Source organism: Streptosporangium sp. H16 (genome assembly GCF_051918855.1).
GTDB lineage: Bacteria > Actinomycetota > Actinomycetes > Streptosporangiales > Streptosporangiaceae > Streptosporangium.
On the sequence record NZ_JBPXMD010000032.1, the window covers coordinates 14,976 to 33,339 of the forward strand.

Annotated in this window: 16 protein-coding genes; 7 read left to right on the forward strand and 9 right to left on the reverse strand. The window is 71.5% G+C overall.

Annotation, left to right across the window (positions count from 1 at the left end; all coding sequences use genetic code 11):
- Positions 1–170: 170 nt before the first annotated feature.
- On the reverse strand, positions 171–1,055 hold the full coding sequence (locus ACTOQ2_RS35410) for an NAD(P)-dependent oxidoreductase (RefSeq protein WP_440105188.1): 885 nt from the start codon (positions 1,053–1,055) through the stop codon (positions 171–173).
- Position 1,056: 1 nt separating this feature from the next.
- A complete protein-coding gene (locus tag ACTOQ2_RS35415) occupies positions 1,057–1,902 on the reverse strand; it encodes an SAM-dependent methyltransferase (protein WP_440105189.1) in 846 nt (281 codons plus the stop codon).
- A gap of 676 nt (positions 1,903–2,578) precedes the next feature.
- On the opposite strand from ACTOQ2_RS35415, the gene ACTOQ2_RS35420 reads away from it, so the two are divergent.
- From ACTOQ2_RS35420 to ACTOQ2_RS35440, 5 genes are all read left to right on the forward strand, one after another.
- Positions 2,579–2,842, forward strand: a complete 264-nt coding sequence (locus ACTOQ2_RS35420) for an SAV_915 family protein (protein WP_440071735.1) — start codon at positions 2,579–2,581, stop codon at positions 2,840–2,842.
- A gap of 171 nt (positions 2,843–3,013) precedes the next feature.
- Positions 3,014–4,564: a TIGR02677 family protein gene (locus tag ACTOQ2_RS35425; RefSeq protein WP_440105190.1), complete on the forward strand. Its 1,551-nt coding sequence runs from the start codon at positions 3,014–3,016 to the stop codon at positions 4,562–4,564.
- Positions 4,561–5,727, forward strand: a complete 1,167-nt coding sequence (locus ACTOQ2_RS35430) for a TIGR02678 family protein (protein WP_440105191.1) — start codon at positions 4,561–4,563, stop codon at positions 5,725–5,727. The genes ACTOQ2_RS35425 and ACTOQ2_RS35430 overlap by 4 nt, the downstream gene beginning before the upstream one ends.
- Positions 5,724–9,803, forward strand: a complete 4,080-nt coding sequence (locus ACTOQ2_RS35435; protein WP_440105192.1) for a TIGR02680 family protein — start codon at positions 5,724–5,726, stop codon at positions 9,801–9,803. The genes ACTOQ2_RS35430 and ACTOQ2_RS35435 overlap by 4 nt, the downstream gene beginning before the upstream one ends.
- A complete protein-coding gene (locus ACTOQ2_RS35440) occupies positions 9,800–11,041 on the forward strand; it encodes a TIGR02679 family protein (protein WP_440105193.1) in 1,242 nt (413 codons plus the stop codon). The genes ACTOQ2_RS35435 and ACTOQ2_RS35440 overlap by 4 nt, the downstream gene beginning before the upstream one ends.
- Positions 11,042–11,092: 51 nt before the next feature.
- Here the strand turns inward: ACTOQ2_RS35440 and ACTOQ2_RS35445 are convergent, their stop codons facing one another.
- Positions 11,093–12,052, reverse strand: coding sequence for a hypothetical protein (locus ACTOQ2_RS35445; RefSeq protein ID WP_440105194.1), 960 nt, complete (start codon positions 12,050–12,052; stop codon positions 11,093–11,095).
- A 92-nt stretch (positions 12,053–12,144) separates the two neighbouring features.
- Positions 12,145–13,386 (reverse strand): RNA-guided endonuclease InsQ/TnpB family protein, encoded by a 1,242-nt coding sequence (locus tag ACTOQ2_RS35450; RefSeq protein WP_440105195.1) that lies wholly within the window; start codon positions 13,384–13,386, stop codon positions 12,145–12,147.
- A gap of 34 nt (positions 13,387–13,420) precedes the next feature.
- Between ACTOQ2_RS35450 and ACTOQ2_RS35455 the strand changes: the two genes are divergently transcribed.
- Complete coding sequence (locus tag ACTOQ2_RS35455) at positions 13,421–13,591, forward strand: hypothetical protein (RefSeq protein ID WP_440105196.1); 171 nt, start codon at positions 13,421–13,423, stop codon at positions 13,589–13,591.
- On the opposite strand, the gene ACTOQ2_RS35460 is transcribed toward ACTOQ2_RS35455, so the two are convergent.
- The 5 genes from ACTOQ2_RS35460 to ACTOQ2_RS35480 form a co-directional block, all read right to left on the reverse strand.
- A complete protein-coding gene (locus ACTOQ2_RS35460) occupies positions 13,588–13,827 on the reverse strand; it encodes a hypothetical protein (protein WP_440105197.1) in 240 nt (79 codons plus the stop codon). The genes ACTOQ2_RS35455 and ACTOQ2_RS35460 overlap by 4 nt on opposite strands.
- 2 nt (positions 13,828–13,829) lie before the next feature.
- Complete coding sequence (locus tag ACTOQ2_RS35465; RefSeq protein ID WP_440105198.1) at positions 13,830–14,141, reverse strand: calcium-binding protein; 312 nt, start codon at positions 14,139–14,141, stop codon at positions 13,830–13,832.
- 70 nt (positions 14,142–14,211) lie between these two features.
- A complete protein-coding gene (locus tag ACTOQ2_RS35470; protein WP_440105199.1) occupies positions 14,212–15,078 on the reverse strand; it encodes a class II glutamine amidotransferase in 867 nt (288 codons plus the stop codon).
- Between the two features lie 85 nt (positions 15,079–15,163).
- On the reverse strand, positions 15,164–16,594 hold the full coding sequence (locus tag ACTOQ2_RS35475; RefSeq protein ID WP_440105200.1) for a glutamate decarboxylase: 1,431 nt from the start codon (positions 16,592–16,594) through the stop codon (positions 15,164–15,166).
- Between the two features lie 193 nt (positions 16,595–16,787).
- Entirely contained in the window at positions 16,788–17,564 is a 777-nt protein-coding gene (locus ACTOQ2_RS35480) for a DUF4184 family protein (protein WP_440105201.1), read from the reverse strand.
- Between the two features lie 168 nt (positions 17,565–17,732).
- On the opposite strand from ACTOQ2_RS35480, the gene ACTOQ2_RS35485 reads away from it, so the two are divergent.
- Positions 17,733–18,305, forward strand: coding sequence for an NADAR family protein (locus ACTOQ2_RS35485; protein WP_440105202.1), 573 nt, complete (start codon positions 17,733–17,735; stop codon positions 18,303–18,305).
- Positions 18,306–18,364 lie beyond the last annotated feature (59 nt).

Sequence of the window (18,364 nt, forward strand, 5' to 3'; positions counted from 1 at the left end):
GAAGCCATCAGGACCGTCGTGGCCACCGGAGCCGCCGAAGCCATCAGGGCCGTCAAGGCCGTCAAGGCCGTCGTGGCCGCCGGAACCATCAGGGCCGTCGAAGCCGCGGAGGCCGTCAGGACCGTCAGGTGGCTCGCCGTCGACCGGTTCAAACCCGTGCATGCTTCCCCTCAGCGGTCGTGGAAGGCCGCTCGGCGGCTGCGGAACTGTTCGGTGAGCACCGCCACGTGCTCGCGCCGGTAGCCCTGCTCCATCGCCCTCAGCACGCGCTCGCGCATCACACCGAGGTAGGACTGGTCGATCCCGGCCCGCTCCGCGATGCCCGCCAGGTTGTTGAGAACGCCCAGGTGCGAGGTGAGCGGAGCCTGCTCGAAGGCGTAGTCACGGCGCGCGATGAGACCGAGGCCGACGCCGATCGTGTTCTGGAAACCGGGGTCGTAGAGCGGCACGGACTCCGCGAAGTCGTTGAGGGGGACTCCCATGCTCTCCGCGATGGCCGAGCATTCGAGGAAACCGTTGACGAAGGCGTAGTAGAAGGCGCTGGAGACGACGTGGTAGGCCTTGGCGTAGCCGGGGTCGGGGCCCAGGCGCACCTGCTTGCCGGACAGCGCCTCGGTCACGCCCGCCAGTTCCTTGAAGTCCTCGGCCGCCCCGCCGTAGACGGTGAAGCAGTCTTCGGTGCCGATGGCGTCCGGGTAGTTGAGGATCGCGGCCTCCAGGTATCTGCCTCCCGCGGCCTCCACCCGCTTCCGCAGGGGGGCGACGTCGTCGGGGATGCCGCTGGCGTGCTGGACGACGAGCCTGCCGGAGAGGTCGGCCGCGGTCTCGTCGAGGACCGCGTGGGTGATCTCGTAGTCGAGAAGGCACAGCAGCACGATCGGGGAGGCCTCGATCGCTTCGGCGGCCGTCGCGTGGAGGTGGACGTCCCGTCCCGCGAGCCTCTCCGAGCGTTCCGGCGTACGGTTCCAGACCGAGACCTCCAGGCCCGAGTCGACGCAGGCCCGTACGATCGCGGAACCGACCACCCCGGCCCCGATGACCGTCACATCCGTCATGTCAGTGCTCCATCCTGGTGAAGGTCATGACCACCCCGCCGATCTCGGCGGCGTCCGCCCACGCGGCGAAGGCGGCGGGCGGCCGCCCGGTGCCGGGCGTCCCGCGTCCGGCCTCCGGCCGCGCCCCGCGCTCCCGAGGCCCGCGCGCGAGCCGGGAGAAGGAGTCACGCACGTCCTCGGTGATGTCGACGAGCTCCGTGGCGGCCATCCCGGCCCGCCGCGCCGCCGACAGGTGGTCCTCCGGCGCGTCGAGCGACACGGCGTTCAGCATGGCCAGGTGGGGGCCGACGCGCTCGCGGACCTTCTCGGTCATCGGAACCCGCGGGTAAGGCGTCTCGACCACCAGGCGGCCCCCCGGGCGCAGGACCCTGGCGATGCTCCGGTAGAAGGCCGCGATGTCCAGGTTCGGGGTGACCTCGAGGGCCAGCACCGCGTCGAACGAGGCGTCGGCGAACGGCAGGTCCATCGCGTCGACGTGCCGGAACCGCACCGTCTCCGCCACCCCCTGTGCCGCGGCGTGCTCGGCTCCTTCGCGCAGTGCCTCCCGGTCGATGTCGATCGCCACGACCCGCGCGCCCAGGGTCCGGGCCAGGCGCACGGCCGGGCGGCCGTTGCCACAGCCCGCGTCCAGCACCCGGGAGCCCGGTCCCACCCCCAGCCTGGCCACCACGAGGTCGGTCATCCGCTCCGTGGCCTCCAGGATCGGCGCGACGTCCTGGGAACCCGCCCAGAAGCCGTAGTGCCGGTCGGGCCCCGCGATCCCGCCCACCAGTGCCGTGAGCTCGTTGTAGGTCGACTCGATCTTCGAGGACGGCGAGGGGCCGGTCCTGACGTTTCCCGCGCCCATCCGGAATTCGGAGTCGTCACCATCCAGACCAGAAATGAGACACCCCCTTTAACCAGAATCAACCCGGCTTAAGCAGAGAAACGCGACTTATCCCGATAGGCACACATCGCCGGTCGGGCGAACCTGCCGGTTGGGCGAAACACTAGCAGCGGGCGCCGATACCGTCGATGACCCTGAATATTGGTTTCTCGCCAGACAAGGTCAACGTTTCCACCGACATCAACATGGACACCACCTCCTTTCGCCATAAAGCCATTCTTCAGTAAAGGAGACCTAAAGCCTATCTCCTTCTCCCCGGCCGTTCCCTTTCCGGTCCACGGGCATTCCGTCCACGGGAACCGGCCGGTCGCACGACCTCGTTCCGGCCTGAAGACGCAGTTCGCGGGCTCGTCGTGGACCAACGGGTTCGGCCACGGAACAAGGAGGCCCCCGACAGGGGAACCACCGAGGGGATCTGACGAAAAACAGCCGGCGGCACAGCAGGGCAGCGGGCCGTCTCCCGAACGGGCCCCGGCCGGAGGCGACGCCCTCCCGCACGCCCCGGGCAACGGCGCGCCGAGCGTCAACGTGACGTCAACGCTCCCGGCATCCCCGTCTGAATCATGTAGAGATCACACCGAAACCATCGGAAGGGAGATAACGTCATTTTCGTACGAGTTCTCACCAGGAGGAAGCAATGTCGGAAGTCCCGTTATACGTGCCGGTCCGTGAAGGCGCCTTCAGCATGTCGCTGCGGCTGTTCAGGACCGATTCGGGCAGGAGGACGGCAGCCGCCTTCTCCTCGCCGATGCGCCTGACCAAGGTGCTCGGCGCCGGTCAGCGCTGGATCCGGCTCACCGAGCCCGCGCTCCGGAACATGATCGAAGATCTGGACGTCACCGGCATCGTGATCGACCCCGCCGGGACGACTGCTCAGCGGACATCCCCGCAGGCCGCGTGATGTGCGTTCTCACACAGGACCTGGAATACCAGACCGCCTCCGCGACGGAAGGCGTGCGAGACATCGGCCGAGCGAATCCGCCGGCGCGTTCGCCCGTCGGCCGGCCGGCAAAAGTCCCCGACATCGATCGTGCCCATGCGTCAGGTCCCATTCATCAGGCAAAATGACACGGTGGTTTACCTGTCCCAGGCGGCTCACCAGGATTCCCATCCCTTCGCCCACCTCAGCGCGCCGAACGCGGAGCTCTACCGCCGGGTGCTGCGCACGTTCGCCCAGGCGAAAGAACGCTTCGTCGTGCATCTGCGCCCCGAGGACGTCGCGGCCGAGCTGGGACGCGACAGCGACGACCAGCTCGCGCAGGCGCTGGAGAAGCTGACCGAATGGGGAAATCTGCGCGCCGACGCCGACACCGGCAGGGTGACCTCCGTCGAGGACTTCCACCGCAAGCGGTTCCTGTTCCAGCTCACCGTGGCCGGGCAGGCGGCCGAGCAGGCCGTCGCCTTCTACGAGGAGGCGATCGGCCGGCGGGGCACGCTGCAGTCGGTGGCACTGGGCGACATCGCGGAGCAGCTCGGATCCCTTTCCGCGCTGGCGGGCCAGGCCGATCCCGACCCCGCCAAGACACATCTGCTGCTCCTCTCCCTGGCCGAGCGGTTCGCCTCCCTCGCCGACAACGCCCAGGCGTTCATGGCATCGCTGCGCCGCGCGATCGACTTCTCCGACGGCGACGTCGAAGGGTTCGTCGCCTACAAGGAGCGGCTGATCGACTACATCAACCGCTTCATCGCCGATCTCGCCAACTCCGGCGCCCGCATCGCCGCGCTCCTCACCGAGCTGGAGTCGAGTGATCACGAGAAGCTGCTGCGGCTGGCCGCGCGGCGGGAGGCCGCCGACGCCGTACCGGAGGGAACGGACGCGGCCGACGCGTACGCCAGGGCCGAGGCGGCGGCGCTCGGCTCGTGGCAGAACCGCTGGCGCGGCCTGAAGGACTGGTTCGTCTCCCGCGACACCGGCCGCCCCTCGCAGGCCCGGCTGCTGAGGCAGGCGGCCGTGACGGCGATCAAACAGCTCATCGACGCGGTCGGCCTGATCAACGAGCGCCGCTCGGGCCGCTCCGACCGCTCGGCCGACTTCCGTACGCTGGCCCGCTGGTTCGCCGAGGCCCCCGACGAGGCGGCGGCGCACCGGTTGTGGCGCGCGGCCTTCGGCCTGTCGCCCGCGCGGCACCTCACCGTCACCGCCGAGACCGTGACCGCCTGGCAGGAGGAGGAGCCGGCCCCCAACACGCCGTGGAATGTCGCCCCGCCGGTCCGGATCTCCCCGCAACTGCGCAGGACCGGCTCCTACGAACGGCGCGGAAAGCCCAACCGGGTGCGGGACCGCTCCGAGGCCCGCGCCTTCCTGCTCGAACGGATGGAGCGCGAGGCCGCGGAGACCTCCAGGGCCCGCGCCGTGCTCCGCACCGGCGGACCGACCCTCCTGTCGAAGCTGGACGTCCTCGACCCGCGGGCGTTCCGGCTCTTCCTCGCGCTGCTCGGCGACGCCCTGGCCGCCCGCCTGCCCGGCGACACCGAGGTGAAGACCGTGACCGGCGACGGTTCGATGGAGGTGCGCCTCTCACTCGTCCCGGACGGGGGCAGCGTCGAGATCCACACCGAGGGCGGGGTGCTCACCGGTCCAGAGCATCTCATCGAGATCATCGATCTGATGGCGGCCTCGTGATCCGCGACGAGGAGCGGGCGCAGCGACGGGCCGCGCTGCGCGCCCTGCTGTCCAAGCCGCTGCTCACCACGGAGAACGACGCCGACAGGCTCGTGCTCGTCCGCCGCCACCTGACCGAGCTGCGCGACTGGCTGAGCCGGGAGACCGGCTGGCGGCTGCTGGCCGACGCGGAGACGGCCCGCCTGTTCAAGACCGCCCCGTCCCTCTCCGACGCCACCCATCCGGCTCGCGGACGGGCCGGTGAACCCTTCGGCCGCCGCCGCTACGTCGTGCTCTGCCTGGCCCTCGCCGTCCTGGAGAGGGCGGACGCCCAGACCACACTCGGCCGGCTCGCGGAGGAGGTGCTCAACGCCGCCGCCGAACCGGGGCTCGGCTTCGCGTTCGCCCTGGACAGCCGGGCGGAGAGGGCCGACCTCGTGGCCGTCGTGCGCATGCTGCTCGGCTGGGGCGTGCTGCGCAGGGTCTCCGGCGACGAGGACGCCTACCTGTCGGCCACCGGCGACGTCCTGTACGACGTGCGCAGGCCGGTGCTCGCCACCCTCCTCACCGGGGCGCGCGGCCCCTCCACGGTCGGCGCCACCGCCTTCGAGGAACGGCTGGCCGAGCTGACCGCCGAACCTGTCGCCGACACCGACGAGCTGCGCAACCAGGCGATGCGCAGGAGGCTCACCCGCAGGCTGCTGGAAGACCCCGTCGTCTACTACGACGACCTCGACGAGGCCGAGCGCGCCTATCTCGTCTCCCAGCGCCAGGCGATCACCCGCAGGGTCGAGGAGGCGACCGGTCTGCTGCCCGAGATCCGCGCCGAGGGCGTCGCCATGGTCGACCCCGACGACGAGCTGACCGACGTGCGCATGCCGGAACAGCGAACCGACGGGCACGTGACGCTGCTGGTGGCCGAGCACCTGGCCGCCCGCGGTGAGGCGAGCACGGACGAGTTGCACGCCTTCGTCCGCCAGGCCGCCGTCGCCCACTCCGCCTTCTGGCGCAAGGGCGTGACCGAACCCGGCGCAGAGGAGGAGCTGCTGGCCGACGCGCTGGACAGGCTGTCGGCACTCCGGCTGATCGAGATCGGCCCCGGTCGCGTGCGCGGTCTCCCGGCGATCGCCCGCTACGCCCTCGAAGAACCGACCGTCCGCGAACCAGGAAAGGCCCGGCGGTGACGCACCCCATCCCGGTCTCCGAGCGCTGGAAGCCCCTGCGAGCGGGACTCGTCGACATGTTCCACTACGACGTCGAGGAGTTCCGTTTCCACGACGGGCGACTGCTGCTGCGCGGCAACAACGGCACGGGAAAGTCGAAGGTCCTCGCCCTGACCCTGCCGTTCCTTCTCGACGGTGAGCTCGCGCCGCACCGCGTGGAGCCCGACGGCGACCGCCAGAAGCGGATGGAGTGGAACCTGCTCCTGGGCGGCAAGCACCCGCATCCCGAGCGGCTCGGTTACACGTGGATGGAGTTCGGCCGGCGCGCGGCCGACGGCACCGCCGAGTTCCGTACCGTCGGCTGCGGGTTGAAGGCGGTGAAGGACCGCGGCATCGTCAGGCACTGGTTCTTCGTCACCCCGCAGCGGATCAGCGCCGGGCTGGACCTCGTCTCCCCCACCGGCGTGTCCCTCACCAGGGAGAAGCTGCGCGAGGCCGTCGACGGACACGGCCTGGTCTACGACCGGGCCTCCGACTACCGCAGGGCCGTGGACGAGGCGCTGTTCGGCCTCGGCGAGCAGCGCTACGAGGCCCTGGTCAACCTCCTCATCCAGCTCCGGCAGCCGCAACTGTCCAAGAAACCGGACGAGAGGCTGCTCTCCCGCGCCCTCACCGAGGCGCTGCCCCCGCTGAACCCCTCCCTGGTCGGCACGGTGGCCGAGGCGTTCCGCGGGCTCGACGAGGAGCGCGACGCGTTGAAGGCCCTGGAGGAAGCCCGCGGGGCCGCTACCGACTTTCTCGGCCATTACCGCAGATACGCCAGGGTCGCCGCGAAGCGCAGGGCCGCGGTGCCCCGCACGGCCCAGAGCCGCTACGAGCATCTCGGCCGCGATCTCAACGAGGCCGAGAGCCACCACGCCAGGGCTCAGGCGGCCCTGGAGGCGGCGCGAACGTCGCTGGCCGAGCTGGCGGAGGCGCGGACGGTCCTGGAGGCCCGCAGGGAGACCCTCGAGACGAGTCCCGAGATGCGCGACGCCAAGCAGCTCGAACGGATCGGCGAGGAGGCCGGGCGGCAGGCGGAGCACGCCCGTACCCGCGAGAAGGACAGGGACGCCCTGGCCGCGGAGGCGGTGCGCCGCCGGGACCGGGCGGGCGCCTCCGCGGCCAGGGCCGCCCAGGCGGCCCGCGATCTGTCCGCCGCGCGGGAATCGGCCGCGTCGGGCGCTCGCGAGGCCCTGTGCGAGCCGGCGCATCTCGACATCGTGGCCCGGTGGGAGGAGGATCCGGCCGGGGCCCGCCGTGCCGCCGAGACGCTGGCCGACCGGCGGTCCGAGGCGGTGACCGAGCTCGACCGCCTGTCCGGGGCCGTCGCCCGCGCCCAGGCCCGGCTCGACGCCGCCCGCGCCGAGGCGGACCGGCTGACCGGCGAGCTCCAGGCCGCCGCCGAGCGCGTCTCCGCCGCCGAACGGGCCGTCGGCGGGCAGGCCGGCGATCTGGTCGGCGCCTATGTCGGCTATCTCGCAGGAATGGTCGAGCTGCGGGTCGACGACCCGGACGCGGTGCTCGCCCTCCTGGAGTCCTGGACCACCGCCGCCGAGGGCCCCAACCCGGCCGCGGCCGTCGTCGACGACGCCGCCAGGGCCGCCACCACCGAGCTGGCCCGCGATCAGGCGGGCCTCGACGCCGAGCTGCGCGTCCGGCGGCAGGCCGCGTCGGACCTGACGGAGGAGATCACCCGGCTGGAGGCGGGCGGTCACGACGCGCCGCCCGTCCCGCACACCCGAACGCCGGACTCGCGCGCGGACCGGCCGGGTGCGCCGTTCTGGAGGGCGGTCGACTTCACCGACGCGATCCCCGCCGGCCAACGGGCCGGGCTGGAGGCCGCGCTGGAGGCGGCCGGAGTCCTCGACGCCTGGGTGACCCCCTCGGGCACGCTCGTGGCGGAGGACGACACCGTCCTGCTCGCGGGCGCGGCCGTCGAGGGTCCTTCCTGCCGGGCGGTGCTCCGCCCTGCGGTCGACCGCGCCGACCCACGGGCGGCCGCGCTGCCGGACACTGCCGTCCACGCGGTGCTCGGCGCCATCGGGCTCGGCCCCGGCGCGGCCACCTGGGTCGCGCCGGACGGCCGCTGGGCCAACGGCGTGCTCGCCGGGTCCTGGCACAAGGAGAGCGCCGGATACATCGGCGAGGGCGCGCGGGAAACGGCCAGGCGCGCCCGTCTCGCCCTGCTGCGGGAGGAGTTGGGCCGGGCGAACGCGCGGATGGAGGAGCTGCGGCGGGCGCTGGCGGCGCTCACCGCACGGCAGCGGGCCCTCGCCGAGAAGCACCGCGCGCTGCCGCCGGACGCGCCGCTGCGCGAGGCGCACGTCAAGCTGGCCACTGAGCACGAGCGGCGGCGCGAGCTGAACGGCGCGCACCACGCGGCGCTCGGCGCGATGACCGCACGACGGGCGGAGACGGACGCGGCCAGGGCGCTGGCGGCCGAGTTCGCCGAAGACGTCGGCCTGCCCACGGAGGCCGAGGAGCTCGCGGCGGTCAGGAGGGGGGTGGCCGGCTACCGTCTCGCCCTGGCCGGGCTCTGGCCGGCCGCCGAGGCGACACTCGCGGCGCGCGAGGCCGCGGCGGAGACGGCCGAGGAGCTCTCCATCACTCTCGAACGGCACGGTGAGGCCGTCCGGCGGGCGGCGGAGGCGCGGGAGGGCGCGGAGGCCGCGGCGGAGAGATACCGGGTGCTGGTGGAGACCGCCGGAGCCGCCGTCGAGGAGCTCTACCGTCGCCTTGAGGAGGTGCGGCGGGCCCTGCGGGAGCGGGACGCCGCCGAACGCGCCGCCAGGGAGGCCGAACAGGCCGCCCTGAGCGATCGAGGTAAGGCCGAGGGCAGGCGCGACACCCTGCGCGACGAGATCGAGCAGGCCGGTAAGGACCGCGACACGGCGGTCGCGGGGTTCCGTACGTTCGCCGCCACCGGCCTGCTGCGCGTCGCCCTGCCCTCGCTGGAGGTTCCCGACACCGGCGCGGAGTGGGCGGCGACCCCTGCGGTTGTCCTGGCCCGCGCGGTCAACGCCGAGCTCGACGGCGTCGACGACGGTGATGGTCCGTGGGACAGGATCCAGAAGCGGGTCACCGAGGAGCACAAACTACTCTCCGACGCCATGTCCAGGCACGGGCACTCGGTGGGGCTGACCCTCCAGGACGGGATCATGGTGGTCGACGTCCTGTTCCATGGGCACACCAGGGACATCCCCGGCCTGGCGGAGGCATTGTCGGAGGAGACCGCGCACCGGGCGCAGCTGCTGTCGGCCAAGGAACGGGAGATCCTGGAGAACCACCTCCTCAACGAGGTGGCCGGAACCCTCCACGAGCTGATCACCACGGCCGAGACCGAGGTGCGGGAGATGAACGCCGAGCTGGAGTCCCGCCCGACCTCCACCGGCATGCGGCTGCGCCTCGTCTGGAACACCGCCAGGAACGCCCCTGACGGGCTAGGCCGGATCCGCGAGAAGCTGCGCCAGACCGTGGACGCCTGGTCGGCCGAGGACCGCGCCACGGTGGGCGCCTTCCTGCAGGAGCAGATCGCCCGGGAGTACGCAGGCAACCCGGCCGCCGGACGGACCGAGCAGCTGACCAGGGCACTGGACTACCGGACCTGGCACGAGTTCGCGATCCAGCGCCTGCAGGACGGCCAGTGGCGCAGCGCCACGGGACCGGCTTCGGGTGGCGAGCGGGTACTCACCGCGTCCATGCCGCTGTTCGCCGCGGCGTCGGCCCACTACAAGTCGGCGGGCAATCCGCACGCTCCCCGGCTGGTGGCGCTCGACGAGGCGTTCGCGGGCGTGGACGACGACTCGCGCGCCAAATGCCTCGGACTGCTGGCGACGTTCGACATGGACGTGGTGATGACCAGCGAACGGGAATGGGGCTGTTACCCGCAGGTGCCGGGACTGGCGATCTGCCAGCTGTCCAGGCACGACGGCATCGACGCCGTCCTGGTCACCACGTGGCGTTGGGACGGCCACGAGCGCCGCAGGATGGAACGGCCCGCTCCACACCCCGCCGCGATCGTCCCCGAGCAGGAGCCCGAGGGGCTGTTCACATGAGCGGCGAGCCGGGGCGGCTGGAGCGACTGCTCGGCGCTCGGGAGACCGCGTGGCTGGTCGAACGGGCCCGCCGTCGCCTCGAACAGGGCAGCCCGTTGACCGGTACGGTCACCCTGGGCAGGGCATCGCTGGAGCAGCGCCGCGCGGTCGAGCTCCTCCTGGGGCGCCGCGCGGGTAACGGCACCTCACTGTCGGTCTCCCTCGACGAGGTCGACCGCGTCCTGCGCTCCAGCGGCGCCTGCCGTGACGGCCTGGCCGCCGCGGTCGTCCTGCTGCGCGGCCCCGTCCGCGACCTCGCGCGAGAGAACGCCGGGCGGGAGACGGCCTGGCGCGACGCCTGCGCGGGACTCGACGCCCTCGTGGCCGGCCGCCCGGAACTGCACGGCTGGCGCTCGTGGCTGGACACCACCGGCCAGCTGCGGCGGAGCGCGCCTGATCCCGGCGAGGTCCGCGTCCTGCTGGACAGGCTGGTCGAGGTGCTGTGCCGCCTGCCGCACCCGGGGATTCCCCTCGGCCTTCTGGCGGCGGAAAGCTGCGACGACGCGCACGCCCTCGACGAGGGCCGGCCGCTGGCCACGCTGGCGATCTCGGCGGCCCGCGCCCTGGCCGGGCTGCCCTACGCCGGTGAGGGCACGGCCGACGCCCGCAGGAAGGCATGGGCCGCCGTCGGGGTCCACCTCGACGATCTCTCGTCGACCGTCCTCTGCCTGGGGTTGCCCGGAGACGACCGCACCCCGACCGGGCGCATGCTCGCGCTCGCCCGCGAGGCGGGCGAGCCATGCGTACTCACCCTGCGCCAGCTACGCCGCCACGAGACGCCCATCGCCGGGGGGCTTGTACGGGTGTGCGAGAACCCGATCGTGGTCGCCGCCGCGGCGGACGCGCTCGGGCCGCTCTGCCCGGGGCTGGTCTGCGTCAACGGCAGACCTTCCGCGGCCGTCTGGCGCCTGCTCGACCTGCTCGCCGCCGGAGGCACCGCCTTCGCCTACCACGGCGACTTCGACTGGGGCGGTGTCGGCATCGCCGCGGCCGTCCACGAGCGATTCGGATGGCGGCCGTGGCGCTACGACGCCGCCTCCTACGAGGCCGCCGCCTCCCGAGCTCCCCTGGCCGGACGCCCCTGTCCGACCCCCTGGGATCCCGCGCTCTCGGCCGCGATGACACGGCGGGCGGTAAGAGTGGAGGAGGAGCTGGTGCTGGGCGACCTGCTCGCCGACCTGACCTCCGACCGGCGGTGACCTCCGACCGGCGGTCACGTCCGACCCGCGATGACGACAGGGCCGGGACCGCTAGACGGGAAGCGGACGGTCGAGGCCGGCGCGGTCGAAACGCTCGATGAGACTGGGCTTGCGCAGATGCTCCTGCCGCAGGAGCGCGAAACGCCGCCTGAAGTCGCCGAGCCGGTCGGCGCGCTCGGCCAGGGTCCGCAGATCCCTCAGGAGTTCGACGGCCATGTCGTACTCACCGGCCTTCTTGACGCCGATCATCTCGTTGACGCGCAGCCAGGCCCCCTCCTCGTCCGCGGCCAGCTTTTCCAACTTCCTCTCCCTGGCCAGGGCACGCTCCCGTTCGCGACGGGCTTCCTGCGCCGCGTGCCTGGCCGCTTCCTCGCGTTCGCGTTCCTGACGACGCTCCGCCGCGGCGTCCAGCAGCTCGGCCACGCTACGCCGGGGAAGGTCATCGGTGTCGCCCCCGGGTTCGCCACGAAACCGGCGCAGCAGCTCCATCCGAACCTGCGCACCCTGGTCCCGGACGACCCGCAGCAGCAACTCGTCCTTCTCGGTCTCGGTCAGCTTCGCGATCTCCTTGGCCAGCCTCCGCGGATCGTCCTTCACGACGACCGGCGCCGGGCTTGCCTCGGCCGCGACCGCGAGCAGGTCGGGGTCAAGGCGGAGGAAGTCGGCGAGGGCCTGCTGCCCCGCGCTCAGCGACCCCAGCCCCGCCGGCACCGGAGGTTCGAGCTCGTCCTCTGCGGTGTGGTCGAAGGCGTCCTCGTCGCGTTCCCACCGGCCGAAGGCCGACAGCCAGGCGATATAGAGAGGGCGCAGGTCACCCGCGCCGAGTTCGGCACGGACACCGACGACGGCCGACAGGGAGTTCTCGGCGTCCTCGTCCCAATCCCCCGACTCGTCTTCGCTGGTCAGGTCGAGAATGAGATGCTCGCCCGAAACCCACGCCGATATCTCGTCCCCGACGCAGTACCGCTCGGCGACGTCCATGTCGAGGAGCGTCCGCGGCAGCCGGAGCATTATCCGGTGAGTGCCCCAGTTGGCCAGGTACAGATGGGCATCGTATTGACGCGCTCTCCGGCCTGAAGGCCGGGGATTCAGCCCGTGCCGCGTCATGCGGCACCGCTGTGGCTTCCTGCTTCATCGGCGTCCGCCACCGCGAGCGGTGGTCTTACGTCACCTCCACAGGCGTTTAACGTCTCCGCCTCCCGCCGCCTCCCAGCGGCGGGTTTCCGTCCAGCGGCGACGATTCGTCGGCCCTCGGCCAGGATGTTGCGTGCGGCGTTGACGTCGCGGTCATGAACCGCGCCGCAGAGGCAGGCCCATTCCCGCACACCCAGCGGCAGGGCGGTGGCGACGCTCCCGCACTCCGAGCACAGCTTGGAGGACGGAAACCACCGGTCGATCTTGGCGAAGGTCCGACCGTACCGGGTGGCCTTGTACTCCAGCATGGCCACGAACTGCGACCAGCCCGCGTCGTGCACGCTCTTGGCCAGCCGGGTGCGAGCCAGACCCGAGACGGCAAGGTCCTCCACGTAGACGGCTTGGTTGTCACCGATCAACGTGGAGGAGAGCTTGTGTGTGAAGTCCCGGCGCGCGTCGGCCACCCGGGCGTGCGCCCTGGCGACCTTGACGACGGCCTTGCCGCGGTTGGCTGACCCTTTTGCCTTGCGGCTCAGTGCTTTCTGCGCCCTGCGCAGTTTCTTGGCCGCCCGCCGCAGGAAGCGCGGGTTGTCGATCTTCCGGCCGTCCGACAACACCGCGAAGTGAGTGAACCCGAGGTCGATGCCGACCTCGGACGCCGTCTCGGGCAGCGGCTCATCACCGGTCTCAACGGCGAAGGAGGCGAAGTATCGGCCCGCCGCATCCTTGATCACTGTGACCGATAAGGGTTCCGACGGCAAAGAGCGTGACCAGGTGACCGGCACGTCACCGATCTTCGGCAGTCGTAGTTTCCCGCCCGCGGTGATGGCGAACCGGGCGTTGCGGGTGAACCGGATCGCCTGGCGGCTGTCTTTGCGGGACCGATACCGGGGCGGGCCGATCTTCGGCCCTTGGCGCCGACCGGACAGGGAGGCGAAGAAGTTGCGGTAGGCGGTGTTCAGGTCGGCCAGCGCCTGCTGAAGAACCACGCTGGACACCTCGCCCAGCCATGCCCGCTCCGGCGTCGCCTTCGCGGCGGTCAGACGCCTGGACAGCTCCGCGTCGCAGACGTGGGCCAGGCCCGCCTTGCGGGCGTCGGCTCGTGCGCGCAGCCCGTCGTTGAACACCACCCGCGCGCACCCGAACGCCCGCGCCAGTGCCTGGCGCTGAGCGGCGTCGGGGTAGAGCCGGTACCGGTAACGAAGCTGCACGGTACTAAGGGTTCCATGGTTCATGACGGAACGCATGAGTGTTCGACGACTCCGCGACCGCCTGGGGCAACGCATCGACGTCGCTCACTTCACCGGCGAACCCACGATCGTGGAGCGACACGGGAAGCCTCGCGTCGTGGTCGTCTCCCGCACCTGGTGGGCCGAGCGGCAAGACCAGGAAGGTCAGGGCACGCTCGCGCCCTAGCGGGCACTCCCGCGCGGGCCTTCACCCCCGGCCTGAAGGCCGGAGCACTGGCCCGCATTTCGGTAGCGCTCCACCATCCGGCGCGGATCGCCTCTGAAGTTGCCCCAGTGGTACTCGTTGGTGAAGCTGGTGGCGGTGATCCGTGCCCGGGTGGACAGCTCGCGGACCTCGTCCTGCTGGCGGGCGTTCAGAGGACGGTCCACCGCCAGGAACTCGTAGTACTGATATTCGCTCATCGTCAGCGCGCCCAATGCCGATAGGCGTCGATCCACTTCGAACCCTCAGGTGGCGGAGCCGGCAGCGGGAGGTCAAGAATGCCGATCGTCTGCCGGTGCTTCCCTCGGACGCAGATCGCGACGATGCCGCTCCCCGCGAGCAGATCGATCTTCTTGACCGTCACCTCGACACCCAGCACGTTCGTCTGGAACGGTATCGCCAGATGCTCCTCGATCATGACGTGGAAGCCCGAGAGCTGTTCGTGCTCATCGTAGGCGTCGACGGTGGCTTCCTCGGCCAACGCCTCCAGCTCCGCCTTGCTCAACTCTGCCACGATCACCAAGGTTAGGGCTTCTCAGGCGGCTGCGCCGGGAAACCCGGTCCCGGCGCAGGCCGTACGGAGATCACACGACCTGCGAGGCGGCGGCCTCGGGGCGCATGTCGGCGAGGCTCAGCCGGTGCGCGGGCTCGTCGGGCAGCACGATCCGGCGGGTGGGGTGGAGGCCCGGTCCGATGTGGAGCAGCTCGCCGGGCTCCATCGGGCACCAGTCGGGATGGTCGTCCATGTGCTCGCTGGCGACCACGAAGGCGGGGACATCCACCAGGTCGCGGGAACGGACGCGGATGCGGCCGTCGGTGCCGCTCTGGTCGAGGTGCCGTCCGCCGCGGCACCCGCCCGCGGCACGCTGGAGCACGTACAGCTGGTGGGTGTCGGGGTAGCGCAGCGCCCACAGATCCCGCGGGGTGCTGAGGACCAGGTTGAGGGCGTAGACGGGCAGGTTCTCGGCCACCCAGCGGGCGGCGGCCTCGATACCGGCGGCGACGTCGCCGCCGTGCGCCCTGGTCTCACGGGTGATCAGCGCGAAGAAGCGCTCGGAGTCGGTCTCCCCCTCGACCAGATCCCGGTACTCGCCCAGCTCCGCGTCGAGTTCGTCCAAACCCTCGATCACCCCGTTGTGGGCGAAGAGCCGCCCGTCCTGCAGGAAGGGATGCGTGTTGCGTTTCTCCAGGCCACCGGTGGAGGCGAAACGTACGTGGGCCACGAAGGTGGCGGATTCCGTCTCCTTGGCCTCCTCGGCGAAGCACTGGTCCCGGTAGGCGGCGACGGGCGTCTTGTGCACCTCCGGGGTGCCGTCGGCGTCGAAGTACCCCAGCCCGGTCCCGTCGGGATAGTGGCGGCTCTGCTCGCTCATGCTGACCGGCGCGTCCAGAAGCCAGAAGGTGGCACACGTGCGCCGAGGCGCGCTGCTCATGCCGAACAAACGGCACATCCCGATCTCTCCTTCTCCCTCGTCCTCCGCCCGCGCCGGTTCTCCCCCGTCCGGCGCGGACGTCTTCGATCGCCGCCGCGCGCCTTCAGCCGTGGCCGTGACGGCGAGTGCTCTTGCTCTCGGTACCGTGCGCGAAGCCTCCGGCGTCATCGGCGGTGCGGCGCGGTTCGCCCTGAGCCTCCAGCCGGGGCAGCACCCTGCGCAGGTCCTCCAGCAACAGATCGGCCAGGTCGTGGCTGAAGCCGTTGCGGACGACGACGCGCAGTACCGCCAGGTCCGTACGGTTCTCGGGGAAGGTGTAGGCGGGCACCAGCCAGCCGCGCTCACGCAGCGCGGCGGAGACGTCGAAGACCGTGAAGCCGCCGACCCCCTTCCGTACCCGGAAGGCGAACACCGGGGTCTGGCCGCCGTCGGTGATCAGCTCGAACGGGCCCAGCTCGGCGATCTCCCCGGCCAGGCGGGTCGCCACATCCCGGCACGTCCGCTGCACCCGGCGGTAACCGTCGAAGCCCAGCCTCAGGAAGTTGTAGTACTGCGCGACCACCTGGGCGCCCGGCCGGGAGAAGTTCAGCGCGAAGGTCGGCATGTCCCCGCCGAGGTAGTTGACGTGGAAGACCAGGTCGTCGGGGAGCGCCGGGGAGTCGCGCCACAGCGCCCAGCCCACTCCGGGCATCACCAGGCCGTACTTGTGCCCGGAGGTGTTGATCGACGCCACCCGCGGCACCCGGAAGTCCCAGTGCAGGCTCGGGTCGAGGAAGGGGGCGATCATGGCACCGGAGGCGCCGTCCACGTGGATCGGCACGTCGAGGCCGGTGCGGGCCTGCAGCTCGTCCAGCGCCGCCGCGATGTCGGCGACGGGCTCGTAGCTGCCGTCGAACGTGGAGCCCAGGACGGCGACGACACCGATGGTGTTCTCGTCGCACGCCTCGACCGCCGTCTCGGGGCTCAGGTGGTATCGATCGCCCTCCATGGGCACGTACCGGGGTTCGACGTCGAAGTAGTCGGCGAACTTCTCCCAGCAGATCTGCACGTTGACGCCCATCACCAGGTTGGGGCGGTCGACGGGGCGGCCCTTCGCGCGGCGCCGGTGCCGCCAGCGCCGTTTGAGCGCCAGACCGCCCAGCATCGCCGCCTCGCTCGACCCGGTCGTCGAGCAGCCTGTTGCGCGGTCGGGGTCCTCGGCGTGCCAGAGCCGGGCGAGGATGTCCACGCATCGCTTCTCCAGCTCCGCGGTCTGCGGATACTCGTCCTTGTCGATCATGTTCTTCTCGACGCACTCGGCCATCAGCCTCAGCGCCTGCGGCTCCGCCCAGGTGGTGACGAACGTCGCGAGGTTCAGCCGCGCGTTGCCGTCCAGCATCAACTCGTCATGCACCAGCTGGTAGGCCGTGTCCGGCTCCATCTCCCCGTCCGGCATGGCGTGGCGCGGGACCCGGAGGGGCTCCCGGCTGAAGATCGGGTTGATCTCCAGATCCCGGCTTCCGCGCCCGGTGTGACCGGGCTGCCGCAAAGGCATCGTCCATGTCCTTCCCGAGCTGATCAAGCACCGTGAGCTGGAGTTTTCCCCCTGAACGGGGTACCCCGCCACCGCCGCGCGACACCACCTCGAGACGTGTGGGGCCCGGGACCGTCCGGTCGCGGCGGCCGGCTCACCGATGTTCGCCCCCTCCCGATCGCCCCGGTTGCCGCGTGCGGACGGCCCGGGACCGTCAACGAGCGTGATCCTCGATTCGATCCGGTCGCGGCGCGGCCCGCCGGGAGCGCGCCGCCGACCACACGTGCCACGCGACCACGTAACCGGCCAGGACGACGCCGCCCCCGATCATCCCGCCCAGGATCACGCACCGCACCAGGTCGTACAGGCTCACCGCGGCACGGTCGCTGCTCCCCAGCACGACCGCGCCGACGGTCGCGGCGCCCGCCCCGGCGGCCAGGACCCACCCGCGCGACCGCCCCGTCACGCCGGGCCGGCGTCCCGGCGTGACGGCGGCGCGCCGGTACCACAAGGCGAACCAGCAGGCCAGGACCACGAGCCCGCCCAGCGAACTGACGTACATCACCACGTTGAACACCCGGTGCGCCCCGACGACCGAGACGCGCATCGCCGGCCAGTGCACCACGGCGAAGCCTCCCACCTGGGTGAACCCGTCCCACACCAGGTGCGTGGCGACGCCTGCCAGCAGCGCGGCCACCACCGCGATCCCGCGCCCGGACGGCGCCGGGTCGGGCAGCCGCGCGCGCAACCCGTCCGGGGCGAGCGCCGTCAACGGCGCGCGCAGCAACAGGTTGAAGGCGACGAGCACCGCCACCCCCACGGGCAGATCCACCAGCAACGCGCCCAGCCAGCCGTGGGTGGTCCTCGAGGAGAAGGGCAACGGCAGGTAGTACGGCAGGTCGGGCACCATCGCGCCGATCGCCAGCGCCGAAGGGGGCAACCATCGCCGCAGCGGCAGGATCGCGACGGTGTGGCTCAGGGTGAAGGGCATGTCCCATTATCGACATCGTCGACGTGCGCGGTGATCATCTCGGAGGCAGGTCATCCGCGGCCGGTGATCATGCCGGACGGCCGGTCATCCGCGGCCGGCGCCGAGGTCGTCCCGGCCGAGCCGGTAACCCGGTGGCCGTCCGGCGGCCGCCCGTGGCACGGTGTACCGGTGTCCGATCCCATCAGAGCCCCCCGCTCGGTCGCCGAAGCCGTCGCCGCCGAGCGAGACGGGGAGCGGTTGCGTTATCTGTTCTTCTGGGGCCACCGGCCGCCGCGGGACGGCGGGGTCGGCGCCGGATGCCTCAGCCAGTGGTGGGAGGCCGTCTTCACCTCGGAGGGGCACGACTTCCGGTCGGCCGAGCACTACATGATGGCGCACAAGGCATGGCTGTTCGGCGACGGCGAGACCGCCGCGCGGATCCTCGCCGCCGAGCACCCCGGCGAGGCCAAGAAACTCGGCCGCGAGGTCCGCGGCTTCGACGAGACCGTGTGGGACGAGCACCGCTACGAGATCGTGGTGCGCGGCAACATCGCCAAGTTCGGCGAGCACCCCGAGCTGAGGGACTTCCTGTTCGGCACCCGCTCCCGACTCCTGGTCGAGGCCAGCCCCGTCGACCGGGTCTGGGGCATCGGGCTCGCCGCCGACGACGAACGCGCCGCCTCCCCCGCCACGTGGCGGGGCCTGAACCTGCTCGGCTTCGCCCTCATGGACGCCCGCGACGCCCTGGGCGCCTCATCGTGAAAAGGGCCCGGACCTTCCTTGATCGAGGCGGAGTCCGACCAGGCCATCGGTCGAGGGAT

Bases quoted from the DNA above. Each gene is read 5' to 3' on its own strand.
- ACTOQ2_RS35470 (WP_440105199.1), bottom strand. From the start codon at position 15,078: ATGTGCCGTTTGTTCGGCATGAGCAGCGCGCCTCGGCGCACGTGTGCC.
- ACTOQ2_RS35475 (WP_440105200.1), bottom strand. From the start codon at position 16,594: ATGCCTTTGCGGCAGCCCGGTCACACCGGGCGCGGAAGCCGGGATCTG.
- ACTOQ2_RS35410 (WP_440105188.1), bottom strand. From the start codon at position 1,055: ATGACGGATGTGACGGTCATCGGGGCCGGGGTGGTCGGTTCCGCGATC.
- ACTOQ2_RS35460 (WP_440105197.1), bottom strand. From the start codon at position 13,827: ATGAGCGAATATCAGTACTACGAGTTCCTGGCGGTGGACCGTCCTCTG.
- ACTOQ2_RS35480 (WP_440105201.1), bottom strand. From the start codon at position 17,564: ATGCCCTTCACCCTGAGCCACACCGTCGCGATCCTGCCGCTGCGGCGA.
- ACTOQ2_RS35455 (WP_440105196.1), top strand. From the start codon at position 13,421: ATGAGTGTTCGACGACTCCGCGACCGCCTGGGGCAACGCATCGACGTC.
- ACTOQ2_RS35440 (WP_440105193.1), top strand. From the start codon at position 9,800: ATGAGCGGCGAGCCGGGGCGGCTGGAGCGACTGCTCGGCGCTCGGGAG.
- ACTOQ2_RS35415 (WP_440105189.1), bottom strand. From the start codon at position 1,902: ATGGGCGCGGGAAACGTCAGGACCGGCCCCTCGCCGTCCTCGAAGATC.
- ACTOQ2_RS35420 (WP_440071735.1), top strand. From the start codon at position 2,579: ATGTCGGAAGTCCCGTTATACGTGCCGGTCCGTGAAGGCGCCTTCAGC.
- ACTOQ2_RS35445 (WP_440105194.1), bottom strand. From the start codon at position 12,052: ATGCTCCGGCTGCCGCGGACGCTCCTCGACATGGACGTCGCCGAGCGG.